At 72.0% G+C, this 16,958-nt stretch carries 13 protein-coding genes; 8 read left to right on the forward strand and 5 right to left on the reverse strand.

The window, feature by feature from the left end:
• Positions 1-42: 42 nt before the first annotated feature.
• Positions 43-1,056: a dipeptide epimerase gene (locus ACZ499_RS00365; RefSeq protein ID WP_468670607.1), complete on the reverse strand. Its 1,014-nt coding sequence runs from the start codon at positions 1,054-1,056 to the stop codon at positions 43-45.
• Between the two features lie 519 nt (positions 1,057-1,575).
• Between ACZ499_RS00365 and ACZ499_RS00370 the strand changes: the two genes are divergently transcribed.
• Genes ACZ499_RS00370 through ACZ499_RS00400 form a run of 7 tightly spaced genes read left to right on the forward strand, consistent with a single transcriptional unit; the run spans position 1,576 to position 10,790 of the window.
• On the forward strand, positions 1,576-2,946 hold the full coding sequence (locus ACZ499_RS00370) for an SUMF1/EgtB/PvdO family nonheme iron enzyme (protein WP_468670610.1): 1,371 nt from the start codon (positions 1,576-1,578) through the stop codon (positions 2,944-2,946).
• An 11-nt stretch (positions 2,947-2,957) separates the two neighbouring features.
• The gene (locus ACZ499_RS00375) at positions 2,958-4,388 is read left to right on the forward strand and encodes an MBL fold metallo-hydrolase (protein WP_468670613.1); all 1,431 of its coding nucleotides are present in this window, start codon (positions 2,958-2,960) and stop codon (positions 4,386-4,388) included.
• Complete coding sequence (locus ACZ499_RS00380) at positions 4,381-5,433, forward strand: alpha/beta hydrolase-fold protein (RefSeq protein ID WP_468670615.1); 1,053 nt, start codon at positions 4,381-4,383, stop codon at positions 5,431-5,433. Before ACZ499_RS00375 ends, ACZ499_RS00380 begins: the two co-directional genes overlap by 8 nt.
• Positions 5,434-7,194 carry an asparagine synthetase B family protein gene (locus ACZ499_RS00385; RefSeq protein ID WP_468670617.1) on the forward strand — a complete coding sequence of 587 codons (1,761 nt, stop codon included), beginning with the start codon at positions 5,434-5,436 and terminating at the stop codon, positions 7,192-7,194.
• 10 nt (positions 7,195-7,204) lie between these two features.
• Positions 7,205-8,305 carry a hypothetical protein gene (locus ACZ499_RS00390; RefSeq protein ID WP_468670619.1) on the forward strand — a complete coding sequence of 367 codons (1,101 nt, stop codon included), beginning with the start codon at positions 7,205-7,207 and terminating at the stop codon, positions 8,303-8,305.
• Complete coding sequence (locus tag ACZ499_RS00395; RefSeq protein ID WP_468670623.1) at positions 8,302-9,762, forward strand: aldehyde dehydrogenase family protein; 1,461 nt, start codon at positions 8,302-8,304, stop codon at positions 9,760-9,762. The genes ACZ499_RS00390 and ACZ499_RS00395 overlap by 4 nt, the downstream gene beginning before the upstream one ends.
• Positions 9,763-9,764: 2 nt before the next feature.
• The gene (locus ACZ499_RS00400) at positions 9,765-10,790 is read left to right on the forward strand and encodes a threonine aldolase family protein (protein WP_468670627.1); all 1,026 of its coding nucleotides are present in this window, start codon (positions 9,765-9,767) and stop codon (positions 10,788-10,790) included.
• Between the two features lie 130 nt (positions 10,791-10,920).
• Here ACZ499_RS00400 and sigJ read toward each other — a convergent pair whose 3' ends face one another.
• The 4 genes from sigJ to ACZ499_RS00420 form a co-directional block, all read right to left on the reverse strand.
• Positions 10,921-11,835 (reverse strand): RNA polymerase sigma factor SigJ, encoded by a 915-nt coding sequence (sigJ, locus tag ACZ499_RS00405; protein ID WP_468670629.1) that lies wholly within the window; start codon positions 11,833-11,835, stop codon positions 10,921-10,923.
• Entirely contained in the window at positions 11,832-12,608 is a 777-nt protein-coding gene (locus ACZ499_RS00410) for an SDR family oxidoreductase (protein ID WP_468670631.1), read from the reverse strand. The genes sigJ and ACZ499_RS00410 overlap by 4 nt, the downstream gene beginning before the upstream one ends.
• 74 nt (positions 12,609-12,682) lie before the next feature.
• Positions 12,683-13,645, reverse strand: a complete 963-nt coding sequence (locus ACZ499_RS00415; RefSeq protein ID WP_468670633.1) for a cation diffusion facilitator family transporter — start codon at positions 13,643-13,645, stop codon at positions 12,683-12,685.
• 13 nt (positions 13,646-13,658) lie between these two features.
• Positions 13,659-15,902, reverse strand: a complete 2,244-nt coding sequence (locus tag ACZ499_RS00420; RefSeq protein ID WP_468670635.1) for a terpene synthase family protein — start codon at positions 15,900-15,902, stop codon at positions 13,659-13,661.
• Positions 15,903-16,062: 160 nt separating this feature from the next.
• Here ACZ499_RS00420 and ACZ499_RS00425 point away from each other — a divergent pair, with 160 nt between their 5' ends.
• Complete coding sequence (locus ACZ499_RS00425) at positions 16,063-16,671, forward strand: HhH-GPD-type base excision DNA repair protein (protein ID WP_468670638.1); 609 nt, start codon at positions 16,063-16,065, stop codon at positions 16,669-16,671.
• The last annotated feature ends 287 nt before the right edge of the window (positions 16,672-16,958 follow it).

The following is a 16,958-nucleotide window of genomic DNA, read 5'->3' on the forward strand; positions in this document are numbered from 1 at the left end:
CCTCAACATGCCTACAGGAAGCGCCCGTTGCCACTCCTCCGCTCACCCCCACAGCTCCCGCGCCGGCGCCTGGAGCCAGCCGTCCTTCGCAGGCATCCTCGGCTCCACGTCGTCGACCAGGCGCAAGTGGCCGTCCAGGTCGACGAACTCCGCCAGTTGCGCGGCGTGGAAGCCGACGGCCGCGGAGAGCGAACTGCCGGGCAGACAGCCGACCATGACGCGCAGGCCCTCGCGGCGGGCGCGGCCGATGACGCGCAGGGCGGCGGTGAGTCCGCCGCACTTGTCGAGCTTGACGTTGACCCCGTCGTAGAGCCCGCGCACCCGCTCCAGGTCGCCCTCGGTCTCGAAGGACTCGTCGGCCACGATCGGCAGGGCGCGCGGCAGTCCCCGCAGGCCCGGCTCCGAGGCCGCGTCCACGGGCTGTTCGAGCATGCGGACGCGGTGCCTCTCCAGGAGCGGCAGCATGACGCGCAGAGTGTCAAGGTCCCAGCCGCCGTTCACGTCGACGACGATCCGCGCGTCCGGGCGGGCGGCGCGCAGCCGCTCCAGGCGGCGTACGTCGTCGTCGGCGTCCGGGGAGCCGAGCTTGAGTTTGAGGACGCGTACGGAGCGGCTCTCGGCGATCTCCTGCTCCAGCTGCTCCGGGTCCGCGAGCGAGATCGTCGTCATGATCTCCAGCGGCTCGGGCTCGGGTGTGCCGAGCAGCCGCCACACGGGGACGCCGGCGCGTTTGGCCGCCAGGTCCCACAGTGCCGCGTCGAGCGCGTTGCGGGCGGCGCCGCGCCGGAGCCGGGAGAGCAGGTCCGCACGGTCGGCCGTGCCGCTCTCGACGAGCGGGCCGACCTCTTCGAGTTCGGCCACCGTTTCCTCGGCGGAAACCTCGAAGAAGCTCTCGAAGGGCGCTCCTTCACCTCGTCCGAGATGAGCACCGCCGCGCGACTTCTCGCGTAACTCGACGCGTACGACCGTGCACGTGAGGTCATGGCCGCGCGCATACGTGTAGGGAAGTCCGAAGGCAATCTCCTGGCGTACCGCTGCGAACTGCAATGAATCCACGCCGAGGACGGTAGCTCAGCCTCCGCTAGAAATGACAGGGGATGATTGAACATTTTAGCTGTGATCTGCACAACAGTTGTTTTCTGGCCAGGTCCTGGCTTGTCAATTACTCTGCGGCAGTCAATCCAAAACCATCCCGAACAGCGGAACCCTTGATCCACTCCTCGAATATTCCCCTGTCAAGGCGACCAAATCGGCCCCATCCGCCCAGAATTGATGATCGTACGGTTGACGGACCGGCAAAGGGCACGGAACATGTTTTGGGTCGGCAAGCGGTTGCTGTCCGACCGCTACCTACCGGCAGTCTTGTCATTTCCTATGTGGGAGGAGGCTGATTCTGATGTCGGAAAAGGACTTCATGGGAACGCGCGACAACGAGCAGGACACCACCAAGTGGTAGTCCCGTTTTAGCGTTTTAGCGACGCGAACAAGATGAAAAGGCCCGCCCGCACCCTCCAGTGCGGGCGGGCCCCTCAGCCCGTAGAGCAGCACCCGAGAGCAGCCCTGAGGGAGATATTGGTGGTCGGCAACCTTCCATCCACGACCGTGGAGCTGGCGCCCGAGTTTCTGAAGGTGGACGGGTCGGACGACACCCGGTACTGGGAGTCGGTCCAGTCCGTGGTGGAACTCGCCGACCGTCGCGGCCGGGACGCCAAGGGTGTCCCGCTGCTGGTCGGCCTGGCTGTCCAGCACCCGGAGTGGCCGGTCCGGGCGGCCGCCGTCAGGCTGCTCGCGGAGCACCACCGGGATGACCCGGCTGCCGCGTCGGCGATCGCCGGCGGCACCCACGACCCGGTCGACTGGGTCGCTTTCGCCTCCCTGAAAGTGATCACCCAATACCGCATCAAGGCGGCCGTTCCCGATCTCATCCGCATTTCCGGATGGCCGAGCAATTTCGCCCGCGAGGACTTCTCCCGTAAACCGGTCGGCTGCGGCGCCGCGTTCACCAAGCGGGCCCTGCTCACCATATTCGGAACCCGGGACCCGGAGGAGCTCCGGCGTCTGGAGGACGAATACTTCACGGACATGCGTGCGCGCATACGCACCCATGCGGCGCGGCCGCGCAGGACCGAGGACGCGGTTCTGATACCGGCTGGTCCTTTTCTTGCCGGGACCGCGTCCGTGCAGAGCGGCCCTTTCCGGATGAAGCAGGGTGACAATCCGCTGCGGGCGGTCGAGCTGCCCGCCTACTACATCGACCGGACCACCGTCACCAATGCCCGCTACGCACAGTTCCTGGAAGAGGCCGGGGAAAGCGGTGTGTTCGACCACCCGGACCAGCCCGAGGATGGCCGGAATCACCGGCCCGCGCACGCCCACGACCCCCGGTTCAACGCGCCGGAAATGCCACAGGTGGGAATCGACTGGTACGACGCGTGGGCGTTCGCGAATTGGGCGGGCGGCTCACTGCCGAGCGAGCTCCAGTGGGAAAAGGCGGCGCGCGGGACGGACGGCCGGACCTACCCGTGGGGAAACACCTGGGATCCGGAGCGGGTGAACTACGTCGAGCGCTCCTACGGGCGGCAGGTGGCCGACCTGGACGAGCTGGAGGCGCTGCTGGTCACCACTACCCACGACGACCGGCCCGCACACCCGGTGCTGCCCGCCGACAGCCTTCCCGGGGGCGCGAGTCCGTACGGCGTGCTCCAGATGTCCGGGAACGTCTGGGAGCTGACCCGGACCAACTTCTACACGGGCGACGACATGGACCCGTTCTTCAAGGGCCGCCACCCGATGGAGTTCATGAACCGCAAGGACGCCTTCCACGTGCTGCGCGGCGGCACCTGGACCTCGCCGCTCGCCTGTCTGACCACGTTCTACCGGGGCAAGGACCTGATCACCGATCTGCACAACGAGGTCGGGTTCCGCTGCGTCTACGAAGCGGAATGAGAGGACGACCGATGCGGCTCACCTCCCTCGGCCACGCGGCCGTCCTCATCGAGACCGGCGGGCGGCGCATCCTCGTCGACCCGTGGCTCACCCAGCGCCTGGACCGCTTCTGGGAGCACCACCCGGCGCTGCCGGACGGGCTCGACGAGGTCCTGGACGGCGGCGTCGACCACATCGTCTTCAGCCACCACCACTTCGACCACCACCACTTCCCGTCGCTGACACGGCTGCTGGAGGACGGCGAGGTCGACTTCGACGACAGCCCGCACCGGGCGGCCGAGACCGAGTGCATCTTCCCGGTCGGCCAGGTCCCGCCCCGCTTCACCGCCTCGGGCCTGGGCCACCAGGCCATCCCGTGGACCCTGCGCAGGCTCGGCTTCGAGCGGCTCACGCCGGTCACCCCCGGCAACACCGTGCACCTGGGCGACGTCGTCCTGCGCACCTTCGTCTCCAACGTGCCGTTCCCCGAGATGAGCGTGCTGGTGGAGACCGAGGAGGCGGTGGTGATGCTGTGCGGCGACTCGATCCTGCACGAGTCGACCGTCCGCCACTTCACGGGCCCCGACGCGCGCCCCGTCGACGTGGCCTTCGTACCGGCGCACAGCGTCTCGCCGCCCGGGGTGCTCACCGAGCGCAGGCCGCTCGTCGAACCCGAGGCGGTGCGGGCCCGCGCGGTCGCCAACTTCGACCGGTACGTGGAGACGCTGGGGGCCGCCGTCACCGTCCCGTCCTCCTTCGGCTGGAAGGTCAGCGGCGAGGGGGAGCAGGACTACGGCTGGTGCAACCGCACCATCTTCCCGTTCACGCCGTGGGAGGCGCTCGGCCGGCTGCGCGAGCTGGGCCGCGAGGGGCTGCTGTGGGGGCCGGGCCAGGTCCTGGAGGTCGCGGGAGGCAAGGCCGAGCTGCGCAACGGGCCGCAGGTGACGCAGGGTTACGACTTCGAGGCGGTGTACGCCGAGGTCGCCCTCGACCCGGATGCCGAGGTCCCGGCCTTCGACCCCGAGCGCGACCGCGTCGGCCGCCAGACCCGCGGCTCGCACCGGCTGCTCACCGAGGTGATGGAGCTCGTGGTCGGCACCGACTTCTGGTACCGGGCGCTCGACAGCGGCGCCACCCACACCATCTCGCTCCACGACGACAACGGCTCCACGCACACGTACCTCCTGGAGCCGGTGAGCGGCCGCATCGGCCATCTGGGCCCTGGCCCCGCCCGCGACCACCTCAGCCAGGACAACGGCTACACCGAGATCGCCGCGAGCACCCTCCAGGCGCTCCTGGACAGCGAGTTGCTCTTCGGCAGCTCGTACGGGCTGTGGGCGAGCAACAGCAATCTGCTCTCGGCGGTCTTCCACCACCCGGCGTACTACACCCGCCAGGTCGACCGCGCGCTGAGCGCCGACACCGACGCCCCCACCGGCCGGGGGCCGGTCGCGCATGTCTGAACCGCTGGTGCCTGAACCGCTGGTGCCTGAACCGCTGGTGCCTGGACCGCTGGGGACCCGTGTGGTCATCGACCACACCAGCGCCTGTCTGCGCGACAACCCGCTCGGCGACCCGGCGGCCCGCCGCATCGAGGTGCTGCTGCCGCCGGGGTACGACGAGTCGGCGCGCCACCCCGTCGTGTACTGGCTGCCGGGCTTCGGCGCCCACCCGACGCTGATGACGCACGCTCTGGCGTTCGGGGCGGCCCCGGCGGACCGGATCCACCGGGCCATGGCGCGCGGCGACATACCGGCCGCGCTGATCGTGGTCCCGGACGGCACCACGGCGTACGGCGGCTCGCAGTACATCGACTCGCCCGCCTGCGGCCGCTACCTCGGCTACCTCGGCGAGGTGGTGGCCGAGGTCGACCGGCGCTTCCCGACGCTGGCCGAGCCCCGGTGGCGGGCGGTGGGCGGGAAGTCGAGCGGCGGGTACGGGGCGGTTCTCGCCGCGATGCGGACCGAGCTGTTCGGCGCGGTCCTGGCGCACACCCCCGACGCCGGGTTCGAGCACAGCTATCTGCCGCTGCTGCCGGGCGTCCTGGACACCCTGGAGGCGGCCGGCGGCATCGAATCGCTCCTGAACAAAAGGGAGTCGGGGCCGCACGACACCGCGTTCATGGTCGCCATGAGCCTGCTCGCGATGGGCATGTGCTACGCCGACAAACCCGGCACCACGCCCGCCGACGCACTGCCCTGCGACCCGCGCACGGGCGTGTTCCGCGCCGGGGTCTGGGAGCGCTGGCTGCGGCACGACCCCGTACGGATGGCGCCCGCGTACGGCGACCGGCTGCGGGCGCTGCGGCTGCTCTACCTCGACACCGGGCTGCGGGACGACTACCACATGCACTGGGGCGCCCGGGCCCTGCACGCCGTCTGGCAGGAGCAGGGCATCGCGCACGAGTACCAGGAGCACGACGGCGGCCACCACGGCATCGAGCACCGCTTCCTGACCTCCCTGGCCCTGCTCGGCCGGGTGTGGCGCGGGAGCGGACGGGGGGACTGAATGTGCGGGATCGCGGGCTTCATCAGCCTGGACGGGCCGCGTGAGCGGCCGTGGCTGGCCGCGCTCGGCCGGACGCTGACAGAGGCGCTGCACCACCGGGGCGAGTCGGCGGCCGAGCCGTGGGTCTCCCCGGACGGCACGGTGATGCTCGCCTGTGTGCGGCTCGCGGTGCGCGACCGTTCGGCCGCCGGCGACCAGCCGATGGCGTCGCCGGACGGGCGGGTGACGCTGGTCAGCAACGGTGAGGTGTACGGGTCGCGGGCGCCGCTGCCCGAGCCGTGGCCCCGGCGTACGCACTGCGACACCGAGTTCGTCCTCCAGCAGGTGAGCGTGGCCGGTGATCCCGAGCCCGTACTCGCGGGCCTGGACGGCATGTTCGCGCTCGCCTGGCACGACGCGCGCACCGGCCGCACCACGCTGGCCCGCGACCACTTCGGGGTAAAGCCGCTCGTCTACTGCTACACGGCGGGCGGCCTGCTCTTCGCCTCCGAGCCGCAGGCCCTCCTCGCCACCGGGCTGATCGCGCCGGAGGTGGACCGCACGGAGTTCGTGCTGCGGTCCTGGGTGCGGATGGACGCGGCGGACGAGCGGACCTGGCTGACGGGGGTGCACGCGCTGCAGCCCGCCGAGTATCTGGTGGCCGAGGGCTCACGGGTGCGGACCGGGCGGTACTGGCAGGTCCCGTTCGGGGACGAGCCGGTCGGGGCCGAGGAGATCCGGGCCGCCTTCGACCGGGCGGTCACCCTGCGGGCCGCCGCCGACGTGCCCCGTGCGGCGGTGCTCAGCGGCGGCGTCGACAGCTCCGCGATCTTCGCCGCGCTGCACACCCGGGGCATCGGGCTGCGTCCTTACGTCGTCCGGTACGAGGACGGCATCGGCGGCTCGAACAGCGACGTCGAGCACGCCCGGATCGTGGCCGGGCGGCACCACGTCCCGCTCACCGTCGTCGAGTTGTCGCGCCGCGACGCCGTGAAGCTGATCCCGCAGGTGGCCGGGCGGCTCACCCGGCCGATGCTGCACGGCGCCGAGCTCGCCATGTACCAGCTGTACGAGCGGATCGCGGCCGAGGGCCAGGTGGTCGTCTACTCCGGGCACGGCGCCGACGAGATGTGGGGCTACCAGGACGGCGGCTACTTCCCCGTGGTGGCCCCGGACGCGCCGACCCATCTGCACGGCCGCCACTACCTCACCCACCGCCTCCATCCCGACGAGCGGCCGCTGTGGGGCGAGCTCGTGGAGTGGATCGCCGGGCAGCTCGACGTGGACATGGACGAGATCAGGGAGCGGGTGTGGGAGCGGGTGCTGCGCGAGTACCGCGAGCCGGGCACCCTCGACCCCCTCAAGCGCGGCCGCCACCATCTGATGCGCCGCTTCCTGGTGTACGTCAACGACATGGTCGACCTCACCTCGTCCACGTACACCCTGGAGGACCGGCCGGTCTTCCAGGACGTGACGCTCGCCGAGCTGGCCTTCCGCTCGCCCGAGCACCTCAAGAGCACCGGGGAGCCCGGCAGCCACAAGGACCTGCTGAAGAAGGCGCTCGGCGGGCTGCTGCCGCCGTCCGTGGTCCACCGCCGCAAGCAGGGCTTCCCTGCCCCGTCCGACCCGTCGTACCGCGAGGCCCTGCGGGCGCTCGCGGACGAGCAGGGCATGCCCTTCGGGCTGCCGGAGCCGCCCGGGCCGCTGAAGGACGCCCTCGGCACCGGTGAGCTCATGTACCTCGCATCCGCCTCGGCCTGGCTGGCCGGAACAGGGAAGTAGGAACACCACGATGGCCTCCACCGAACGCTGGCACTGGCGGACCGTGCACGACGCGGCCGCCCTGGAGGACGTACCGCCGCACCTGCTGCCCCAAGAGGCCCAGGAGTGGTGCAACTTCACCGTGTGGCACCCCGAGCGGCTGCCCGCCGGGTGCGACAGCGCCACCACCACCCTGCGCAAGGAGGCGCCCCCCGGCCGCACCGGCCAGGACTCGGGCCGCACCCCGTGGTCGAGGGCGAACCCGGCCGCGTTCCGCACCGAGATCGCGGGGGGCGGCAGGCGGCTGCGGCTCAAGCAGTTCCTGTACGACTGGGCGTTCCCGGCGGCCGACCACCCGGCGCTGTGGGGCAGCGAGACCCTCACCTTCCCCATCGGGGAGGGCCGGGTGGTGTGGCTCGGCACCGACTACCTGGGGCACGCGGCGGCGTCGGCCCGGATGAGCCGGACCACCGTCGAACTGTCCGTACTGGCAGGGGAGTTCACCGGCGAGGAGCTGGTGGAGCTCTACCGCTCGCTGCGGCCCGCCGTGCCCGGGGTGCCCGCACGGGTGATCGGCACGCCGTTCGGCGAGCTCAGCTACTGGGCGCGCCACCAGGACGTGGACATGGTGTCCGTGCCGACCGGCCTGTTCACCTTCCACCGGCGCACCCGGCCGCACGAGGGCGACTGGGTGGCCGCGGACGAGCTCACCGGCTTCCTCACCGATCAGCGGCTGCCCGCCCTGCTCGGCGGCTTCCCCGCCGACAGCGCGGCCGTCTTCGCCGACGCCGACGGCTCCCGCGAGCTGGAGGTGATCTACACCTCCGGGGGCGGCGACGAGCTGCGTCTGACCCTCCAGCGCTCGGGCCGCGGCCGGATGCCGTTCCCGCCGCAGCGCGAGAAGCACCCGGCGCGGGCGAAGGAGATCGGCCTGGACGGGCAGACGCTGTACCTGGCGTACGTCGACGAGGGCGTCGGTCCCTTCGACGCGATGTGGCACGACGTGAACGCCGGGGTCGAGGCCAGGCTGCTGAGCAGCGCCCGCGAGGGCCTGGACAAGGAGTTCATGCTCGCCCGCGTACGGGAGGTCCTGGCCGCCGCGCCCCTGACGGAACAGGGGTCCGCCCTGTGACCTCCGGCCCGTCCGCGAGCGAACCGGCCCCTGAGGGCCGCGAGTTGTACGACCCCGCGACCGGCCAGGTCTACGGCCGCCTCCCCGACAGCACGCCCGCCGAGTGCGCCGAGGCGGTGCGGCGGGCGGCGCGGGCCTTCGACGGCTGGTACGCGGCCGGGCCCCGCCACCGCGCGGACCGCCTGCACGGGCTGGCCGACGCGGTCCACGAGCGGCGGGCCGACTTCGTCGAGCTGGAGCGGCGCGGCGCGGGCAAGCCGGTCGCGCGGATCGGCGGCGAGGTCGACTTCGCGGTGCGGGCGCTGCGCTGGTTCGCCGAACAGGCGCTGCGCCCGTCGGGCGAGGTGCACCCGTCGGGCCCGGGCACACGCGCGTACACGGACCGGATCCCGCTCGGCGTGTGCGCGGCCGTCGTCCCCTCCAACTACCCGTTGCTCATGGCCGCTTGGAAGGTGGGGGGCGCGCTCGCGTACGGCAACACGGCCGTCGCGAAGCCGGCGCCCGAGACCCCGCTGAGCGTGCGGCTGCTCGTGGAGCTCGGCGGGCGGGTGCTGCCCGAGGGCGTGCTCGGCGCGGTGTACGGCGGCGCCGGGGCGGGCCGGCTGCTGTGCACGCTGCCCGAGGTCGCGGCCGTCTCCTTCACCGGCTCCACGGCGGCGGGCCGCGAGGTGGCGGCGCGGTGCGCCGAGTCGGTCAAGCGCGTCTCGCTCGAACTGGGCGGCAAGAACCCCCTGGTCGTCTTCCCGGACGCCGATATGGAGGCGGCCGCGGCCTCGGCGGTGGAGGCGTTCACCGGGAACTCGGGCCAGATGTGCGTCGGCGCCTCCCGGCTGATCGTCCACGAGAGCGTGCACGACGACTTCGTACGGGAAGTGGCCGCGCGGGCCTTCGCGCGCCGCGTCGGCCCCACCGACGACCCGGGCACCGAGCTCGGCCCGCTGATCACCCGCCGGGCCGTGGAGCGGGTCGCGTCGGCGGTCGAGGAGGCGGTGGCCCACGGCGTCCGGGCCCTGCTGCCGCCCGGCCAGAAGGACGTACGGCCGGTGCTGGACGGCGAGTTGAGCGGCGGGTACTACGTCGCTCCCACCATCCTCGACGAGGTGCCGGGCACGCTCCGGGCCTGGCGCGAGGAGCTGTTCGGGCCGGTCCTGGCGGTGCGCTCGTTCCGTACCGAGGAGCAGGCGCTGGAGCTGGCACACGACACCGAGTACGGCCTGTCCGCGTCCGTGTGGACGGCGGACGGCGGGCGCGTCGAGCGCTTCGCACGGCGGCTGCGGGCCGGGATGCTCTGGTTCAACACCTGGGGCGACACCGACGAGCACATCAGCGTGGGCGGCATCGGGCAGAGCGGCTACGGCCGTGAGCTCGGAGTGCACGCCGCCGGGCAGTACACGCACACCCGGGCGGTGTGGGTGGGCCACCGCGCCGCTCCCGGCCCGTACTTGGAGGGGAGCTGACCGTGTCCGTCTTCCTGGACTTCCGCAGCGACACCCGTACCGCCCCGGACGCGGCGATGCGGGCCGCGATGGCCGCGGCCGAGGTGGGCGACGACGCCTACGGGGACGACCCCTGCGTACGGGAACTGGAGGAGGAGGGCGCCCGGCTGCTCGGGACCGGGGCGGCGCTGTTCCTGCCGAGCAGCACCATGGCCAACCTGGTCGCGGTGCTCGCGGCCGCGCCCGGCCCCGGCAGCCGGCTGCTCATGGGCGCCACGAGCCACATCGCGCTCTTCGAGGCCGAGGGGATGCGGCGGTTCGCCGGAGCCGAGCCGGTGGCGCTGCCGGAGCGCGACGACGGCGCCCCGGACCCGGACGCGCTGGCGGCGGCGCTGCGCGAGGGCGGCGGGCGGCCGGGGATCGTGGCCCTGGAGAACACCTGCATGATGCACACCGGCAACGCGCTCGACCCGGCCGAGGTGGACCGGCTCGCGGGGCTCGGCCGGGAGCAGGGGGCGCACGTCCATCTGGACGGGGCCCGGCTCGCCAACGCGGCGGTCGCGCTCGGGGTGCCGGTGGAGAAGCTCGCGGCCCCGGCGGACAGCGTGACGTTCTGCCTGGCCAAAGGGCTGGGCGCGCCGGTCGGGTCGCTGCTGTGCGCGGACGCGGAGTTCGTCGCGCGGGCCCGGGAGCTGCGGCTGCTGCTCGGCGGCACCATGCACCAGTCGGGTGTGCTCGCGGCGGCCGCCCTGGAGGGGCTCGCGCGGGTGTCCCGCCTCGCCGAGGACCACGCGCTCGCCGCGCAGCTGGCCGAGGGGCTCGCCGGGGTGCCGGGGGCGGAGGTGGGCGACCCCCCGTGCCCCACCAACATCGTGACCGTACGGCTGCCCGGGCGCGACCCCGACGAGCTGCGCGAACGGCTCGCGGAGCGAGGGGTGCTCGTACTGCCGCTGCCGACCGGGTCCGTACGGTTCGTGGTGCACCGGGAGCACCGGGCCGAGGCGGTCCCCCTGGTGGTCCGGGCACTCGCGGAAGCGGCGCTCCAGTAACGGCTGTTCCCGTTCCTTGGCCGCGCTCCGGCTGGTCACCCCGTGACCAGCCGGAGAGGGCCCCTTCGGCTGCCCGGGCCGGTCGGCGTGGCTCGGGCGGACGTTCAGGCGGTGGCGGGCGCCGAAGCGCTCACGCGTCCGGTACGTGGGTCAGCTTGTCGGGGTTGCGGATGGCGTCCACGGAGGTGATCCGGCCGCCGTCCACGGTGATCGCCACGATCGTGCGGGCGCCGTCCCAGTGGTACAGGGCGAGGCCGGGCGCGCCGTTGACGTGGGCGAGCCGCAGCCCGTCCGGCGGGACGTGCACCCGGGTGAGGGCGACGATGCCGCGCGCCACGTTGTCGGCGCCGCGCACGATGCCGTTCAGCGCGGTCACCTTGCCGCCGCCGTCGCCGCGCCAGACCACCTCGGGGTCGAGCAGCGAGACCAGCCGCTCCAGATCCCCCTCCTGACAGGCCTGGCCGAAGGCGCTGACCAGCTCGCGCTGGCGGGCGTATCCGGCGGGGTGGTGCGGGCGGCTGCCGTCGACGTGGCGGCGGGCCCGCGAGGCCAACTGGCGTACGGCCGCCGGGGTGCGGCCCACCACGCCCGCGACCTCCTCGAAGGGCAGCCCGAACACGTCGTGCAGCAGGAACGCGGTGCGCTGGGCGGGCGACAGCTCGTCCAGGACGATCATCAATGCCATCGACACCGACTCGTCGAGCGTGACCCGGTCGGCGGGGTCCTGCTCGTCCGGTGCCTGCTCCACCAGCGGCTCGGGCAGCCAGGTGCCGACGTACCGCTCGCGCCGCACCCGGGCGCTGCCCAGCGCGTCCAGGGCGAGCCGGCCCACCGTCGTGGTCAGCCAGGCGCGCAGATCGCGGACCGCGCCCGGGTCGTCGAGGCCGCGCAGCCGCAGCCACGCCTCCTGGACGCAGTCCTCCGCCTCCGCCAGGCACCCCGTCGTCGTATAGGCGACCCTCAGCAGCCGGGGCCGCTCCCGCTCGAAGGCCCGGGCCAGTCCGTCCTCGTTGGACAGCGGCCCGCGCCCGCCGGCCGCGCTCACCGCAGCCCCGCGACGCTCGCCCAGACCTGCTCGCTGCGCAGCCACTCCGCGAACGACATGGTGCCGCGCACATCCGGCCGCTCCACGGTGAGCGCGCCCGCCCGCAGCGCCTGGCCCATCCGGCCGGGCAGCGGCACCGGCATCAGCAGGGCCTTGCGGCCGGTGACCTCGCGCCAGACCCGGGCCATCTCCCGGATATCGGTGTCCTCGGGCCCGCAGATCTCGATCCGCCCCCGGTGCGGCACCCCCTCCGCCACATCGGCGACCACCCAGGCGGCCTCCAGGGCGGCGACCGTGCGCAGCCGGGCCCGGGGCACCGGCACCACGCCCCACTTGGCGGCCGACGCGAGCGTCGAAGCGAGCAGTTCGTGGAACTGGGTGGCCCGCACGATCGTCCAGGGCACCCTGCCCTCCCGTACGACCCACTCCTGTTCGGCCTTGACCTGCATATATCCCATCGGCACCATGTCGCAGCCCACGATCGAGACGCATACGTGGTGCTGTACGCCCACGGCCCGCGCGGCGGCGAGCAGCCGCCGCGACCCGTCCACGAGCGTCCGGGCCGCCCCCCTGGCGGTCCCGTGGCCGTTGGCCGCGTCCACCACGACGTCGCACCCCGCAAGGGCGTCGATCAGCCCCTCCCCCGTGGTCAGGTCGACCCGGTACTCCGGTGACCTACGGCTCAGCACCCGCACGCGGTGCCCCCGCGTACGCAGCTCCTCGGCGACGCGGCTTCCCAGCGTCCCCGTCCCTCCCGCAATGGCGATGTCCATGTCCCTAGGACGACGCGCCGGGCCCGGATGTGACAAGGGCGTACCGCTCCCCCGGTCGGTGAGCGAGTACCGGACTAGCTGTGCAGCGCACCGGGGGTCTCGGGGTGTCCCTCGGGCTCCAGCTGGATCGTGGAGTGGGCCACGTCGAAGTGGTCGCCGACGCACCGCTGGAGGCGCCGCAGCAGGTCCCCGTACCCGTCGGCCAGCGCGTCGTCGGCCACCACCACATGGGCGGTGAGGACCGGCATCCCGGAGGTGACGGTCCAGCCGTGCAGATCGTGGACCGCCAGCACGCCGGGCTCGTCGAGCAGGTGGCGGCGCACCTCCGCCAGGTCCATGTCCTGCGGGGCGGCCTCCATCAGGACGTGCAGGGCGTCGCGCAGCAGTCCGTACGCCCTCGGCACGATCAGCAGACCGATCACGATGGACGCGATCGGGTCGGCCGCCTGCCAGCCCGTGAGGAGGATGACCAGACCGCCAATGATCACCGCGACCGAGCCGAGCGCGTCGCCCAGGACCTCCAGATAGGCGCCGCGCACATTGAGGCTCTGGTCCTTGGCGTCCCGCAGCAGCCACAGCCCGACCAGGTTCGCCGCGAGTCCGCCCACCGCGACCGCGAACATCAGCCCGCCCTTGACCTCCACCGGCTCGCTGAACCGGCCGATCGCCGACCACAGCACCCAGATGAAGACCGCCACGAGCAGCAGGGCGTTCAGGACCGCCGAGAAGATCTCCACGCGGTAGAAGCCGAAGGTGCGGCGGGGCGTGGGAGCACGCTGGGCCAGGGTGATCGCGCCGAGCGCCAGGGCGACGCCGACCGCGTCGGTGAGGCTGTGCGCGGCGTCCGCGAGCAGGGCGAGCGAGCCGGAGAGCAGCGCGCCGACCACCTGGATGACGGTGATCGACGCGCTGATGCCGATGGTCCACAGCAGCCGGCCGCGGAACGTGCCGCTCAGGGTGCCCGCAGCCCCGGAGGATGGGGGCCCCTCCCCGCTCGGGCGAAGCCGAGAGCCCGGGGGACCGTGGTCATGACCCATGCCCGCAAGTCGATCACGCCCCGGTGACCCCCGCGACCTGGCTGTCCACCGGGCCGCCGGTCGACTGCGCCACCAGCTGGGCGAACCGGAGCGCGGCCGTGCCGGGCCCGGAGGAGGCGAGCACCGAGGGGATCACATTGGGCAGCGAGCCGCCGCGCAGCGACTCGTCGCTGTAGCGGCGCGTGCCCCGGTGCCAGTTGAGGATGCCCGCGATCCAGTCCTCGAACTCCTTCACGTACGCGTCGAGGGCCGCCCGGCCGTCCGCGTCGAGCCCGAACTCCTCGTACAGCAGCGGGATCTCGGTCTTCTTGATGTGGAGGAACTGCCGCATCCGCGAGCGCACCAGGTCGTCGGCGATCCGCACCGAGGCCGGGTAGTCGCAGTCGAAGAAGCGCTGCACTACCAGGAGCAGGTTGTGCACCTCGCCCTCGAACTCGATCTCCTTCTGGTACGAGAAGAAGTCGTTGATCAGCATCCCGTAGTCCATCGCGGAGTTCTCCAGGGCGCTCATCGTGCCCGTGCGGAAGATCTCCGGCGGCAGCGCGTCGGCGTGCCGCATCCGGCTCAGGGCCAAGGTGAGGTCCGAGCCGAAGGTGCTCCGCCGCATCTCGATGTAGTCGACCGGGTCGGGGATGCGGTGCTGGCCCTGGTTGTGCAGCTCCCACAGCCAGCTCTCCAGCATCACCTCGACCGCCTGGCGGAAGTTCTGGCGTCCGTACGGGGACATCGGGCCCGCCGTGCGCGCCCACAGGTCGGCGAGCGAACGTTCCATCGGGCTCACCGCGAGGGCGCACCCGCGCTCCGGATCGTCGGCATCCAGCATGTGCAGGAGCCGCTCATGAGCGACCCGCGCACCGGTGAGATCGCGCGAACGCCCGTACACCAGCGGGTAGTAGTCGTCCCCGTACGTCCCCCAGGTCAGCCACTCCGCGCTGAGCTCCAGCTCCTCCGGGGTGGCGTCCGGGTCGAGCCCGGCCGAGCAGAGTGCGAAGTCGTAGCCGATCAGCTTCTGCTCGTCCCAGATGTCGTTGAGCAGGCCCATCCGCCCCGCCCAGGCCACCGAGCGCTCGCGCGCGTCGGCGTGGTGCGGGCTGAGCCCCAGCTCGAAGGGCACGTCGAAGTCGGGGAGCAGGGACGGCCCGACGCGCTCGAACGGCACATGGCCGTGGCTGCGCAGCCGGGCCTGCGCCGGGCGCCCGAAGAGGTTCTTGATGTCCAGCGCCGAGGTGCCGAGCACCCCGCCGAACATCGAATGCCGCTCCTGCGCCTGCTCGTTCATGTACCGGCTGGAGCGCATGTGCCACTCGTGCCCGCCGGACTGCCAGTCCTGAAGCCCCTTGACGTAGGCGGCGATCCGAGCACACTCCTCCGGACTGAGCCCCTTCTCCAGACACAGCGCCGGGACTTCGGTGAGGGCGGTGTTCTCGAACTGCTGGAGCCGGGAGGTGAGGAGATCGTTGACGGTCTCGGCGGCTTCCTGGGTCGTACACCCGAGAAAGGTCTCCAGCACCAGAATCCCGTTGCTCAGCTCGCCTTCCTCCTCCACCTCCCTCTGGTACGAGAAGAGGTCGTTGCGCAGATGGACGCCGTCCGAGAACGCGTCGGTGAGGACCCGCAGCGGGCGCGAGGCCGCCACGGCGGGCGGGAGTTCGGCGTTCGCCGCGTACTCGATGATCCCCGCCGACCAGGGCGCGCCGCCGACCTTGCGGCGCATCTCGATGTACTCGACGGGGTTGGCGATGCGCCCCGCGTTGATGTTGACGAGCTCCCACATCGACTCGTTGAGGAGGTTGCGGGTGGACTCGGCGAACCGTTCCCTCCAGCCGTAGGACATGCTGGGCACGGTCCGCGCCCACAGGTCGGCGAGACCCTTCTCGACCTGGTTGGCGGGCTCGGGAAACCCCTCGGCGAGGTCCATGGGCATAAAGGCGGCAAGCCGTTCGAGATAGGCCTTCCCCCCGTCCCGGTCCTGGGTCCGCTTGAACTCTTCGAGGAAGTGGTCATCGAAGAAGAACACCCACACGTACCAGTCGGTGACGAGCGACAGCGCTTCCGCGTCGCAGTCGGGGTGGGTGTACGAGCACAGCAGCGCGTAGTCATGGGCGTCGAGGTCGCTCAGCTCCCAGATGCCGGACCCCTCCAGCATGCCCATTCCGCGAGCCCACTCGCGGGAGTGGACCCGCGCGGCTTCGAGATGGGGATTGAGCCGGGCCGGATACGGCATATAGAAATCCGGCAGGACGAACGGCTGCGTCACTGGGCTTCCCCTCCTGATGGCACCAGTTGGTCGGCCCCAGCACTACCCGCCGTCCGGGTGGACATTCCGAACGGTTGCGCCAGTCATACGAAAGTGTGAGTTCACGGGAAAACGGTGACGGCGGGGTGCGAAGCGTGACCACCCCGGTGATCATCGACGTATGGCACCGAGTGAGAAACCGGGGCAGACACTGCGCCTGTCCCAGCAGCCGGAGGCCGACGCGCTGCTCAGCCGCAGCCCTCTGGCCGCGCTGATCGGCATGCTGCTGGACCAGCAGATCCCGATGGAGTGGGCCTTCGCGGGGCCCTACACGATCGCGACGCGGATGGGTGCGGACGACTTGGACGCGGCGGCGATCGCCTCCTACGGCCCGGACGCCTTCGCCGACCTCCTGAAGCAGAAACCTGCCGTGCACCGCTACCCCGGCTCCATGGCTCAGCGCGTTCAGCAGCTCTGCCGGTATCTGGTGGAGGAGTACGGGGGCGACGCGGAGGCGGTCTGGCGTGACGCGCCGACCGGCGCGGACCTGCTGACCCGCCTCAAGGCCCTCCCCGGCTTCGGCGACCAGAAGGCCCGCATCTTCCTGGCCCTCCTGGGCAAGCAGCTCTCCATCCGCCCTCCGGGCTGGCGAGAGGCCGCGGGCCCGTACGGCGAGGCGAACTGCCACCGCTCGGTGGCGGACATCACGGGCCCGCAGACACTGGCGAAGGTGCGGGCGCACAAGCAGGAGATGAAGGCGGCGGCGAGGGCGGCGAAGCCGCCGAAGTGACCCGGTCTCAGGCCGATCGCGCAGTTCCCCGCGCCCCTATTCGGCCCGGCGTTTGCCTGCGGGTTGCATGTGGTTGCTCGCGCAGTTCCCAGCGCCCCTATTCGGCCCGGCGTATGCCTGCGGGTTGCATGTGGCTGCTCGCGCAGTTCCCCGCGCCCCTATTCGCCCGGCGTATGCCTGCGGGCCGGCTTGGGCTGAGCGCGCCGTTCCCCGCACCCCTGAAGGCAGAAGGGGACCCGGCCACATTTCAGGCCCTCCGGCGTTGGAGGAGCGGGGCAGGGGCCGCA

The organism is Streptomyces sp. NPDC031265 (assembly GCF_055570295.1).

Excerpts from the sequence above, each read along its gene's own strand:
- ACZ499_RS00375 (WP_468670613.1), top strand. The coding sequence starts at position 2,958 with ATGCGGCTCACCTCCCTCGGCCACGCGGCCGTCCTCATCGAGACCGGC.
- ACZ499_RS00380 (WP_468670615.1), top strand. The coding sequence starts at position 4,381 with ATGTCTGAACCGCTGGTGCCTGAACCGCTGGTGCCTGAACCGCTGGTG.
- ACZ499_RS00385 (WP_468670617.1), top strand. The coding sequence starts at position 5,434 with ATGTGCGGGATCGCGGGCTTCATCAGCCTGGACGGGCCGCGTGAGCGG.
- ACZ499_RS00390 (WP_468670619.1), top strand. The coding sequence starts at position 7,205 with ATGGCCTCCACCGAACGCTGGCACTGGCGGACCGTGCACGACGCGGCC.
- ACZ499_RS00410 (WP_468670631.1), bottom strand. The coding sequence starts at position 12,608 with ATGGACATCGCCATTGCGGGAGGGACGGGGACGCTGGGAAGCCGCGTC.
- ACZ499_RS00415 (WP_468670633.1), bottom strand. The coding sequence starts at position 13,645 with ATGGGTCATGACCACGGTCCCCCGGGCTCTCGGCTTCGCCCGAGCGGG.
- ACZ499_RS00425 (WP_468670638.1), top strand. The coding sequence starts at position 16,063 with ATGGCACCGAGTGAGAAACCGGGGCAGACACTGCGCCTGTCCCAGCAG.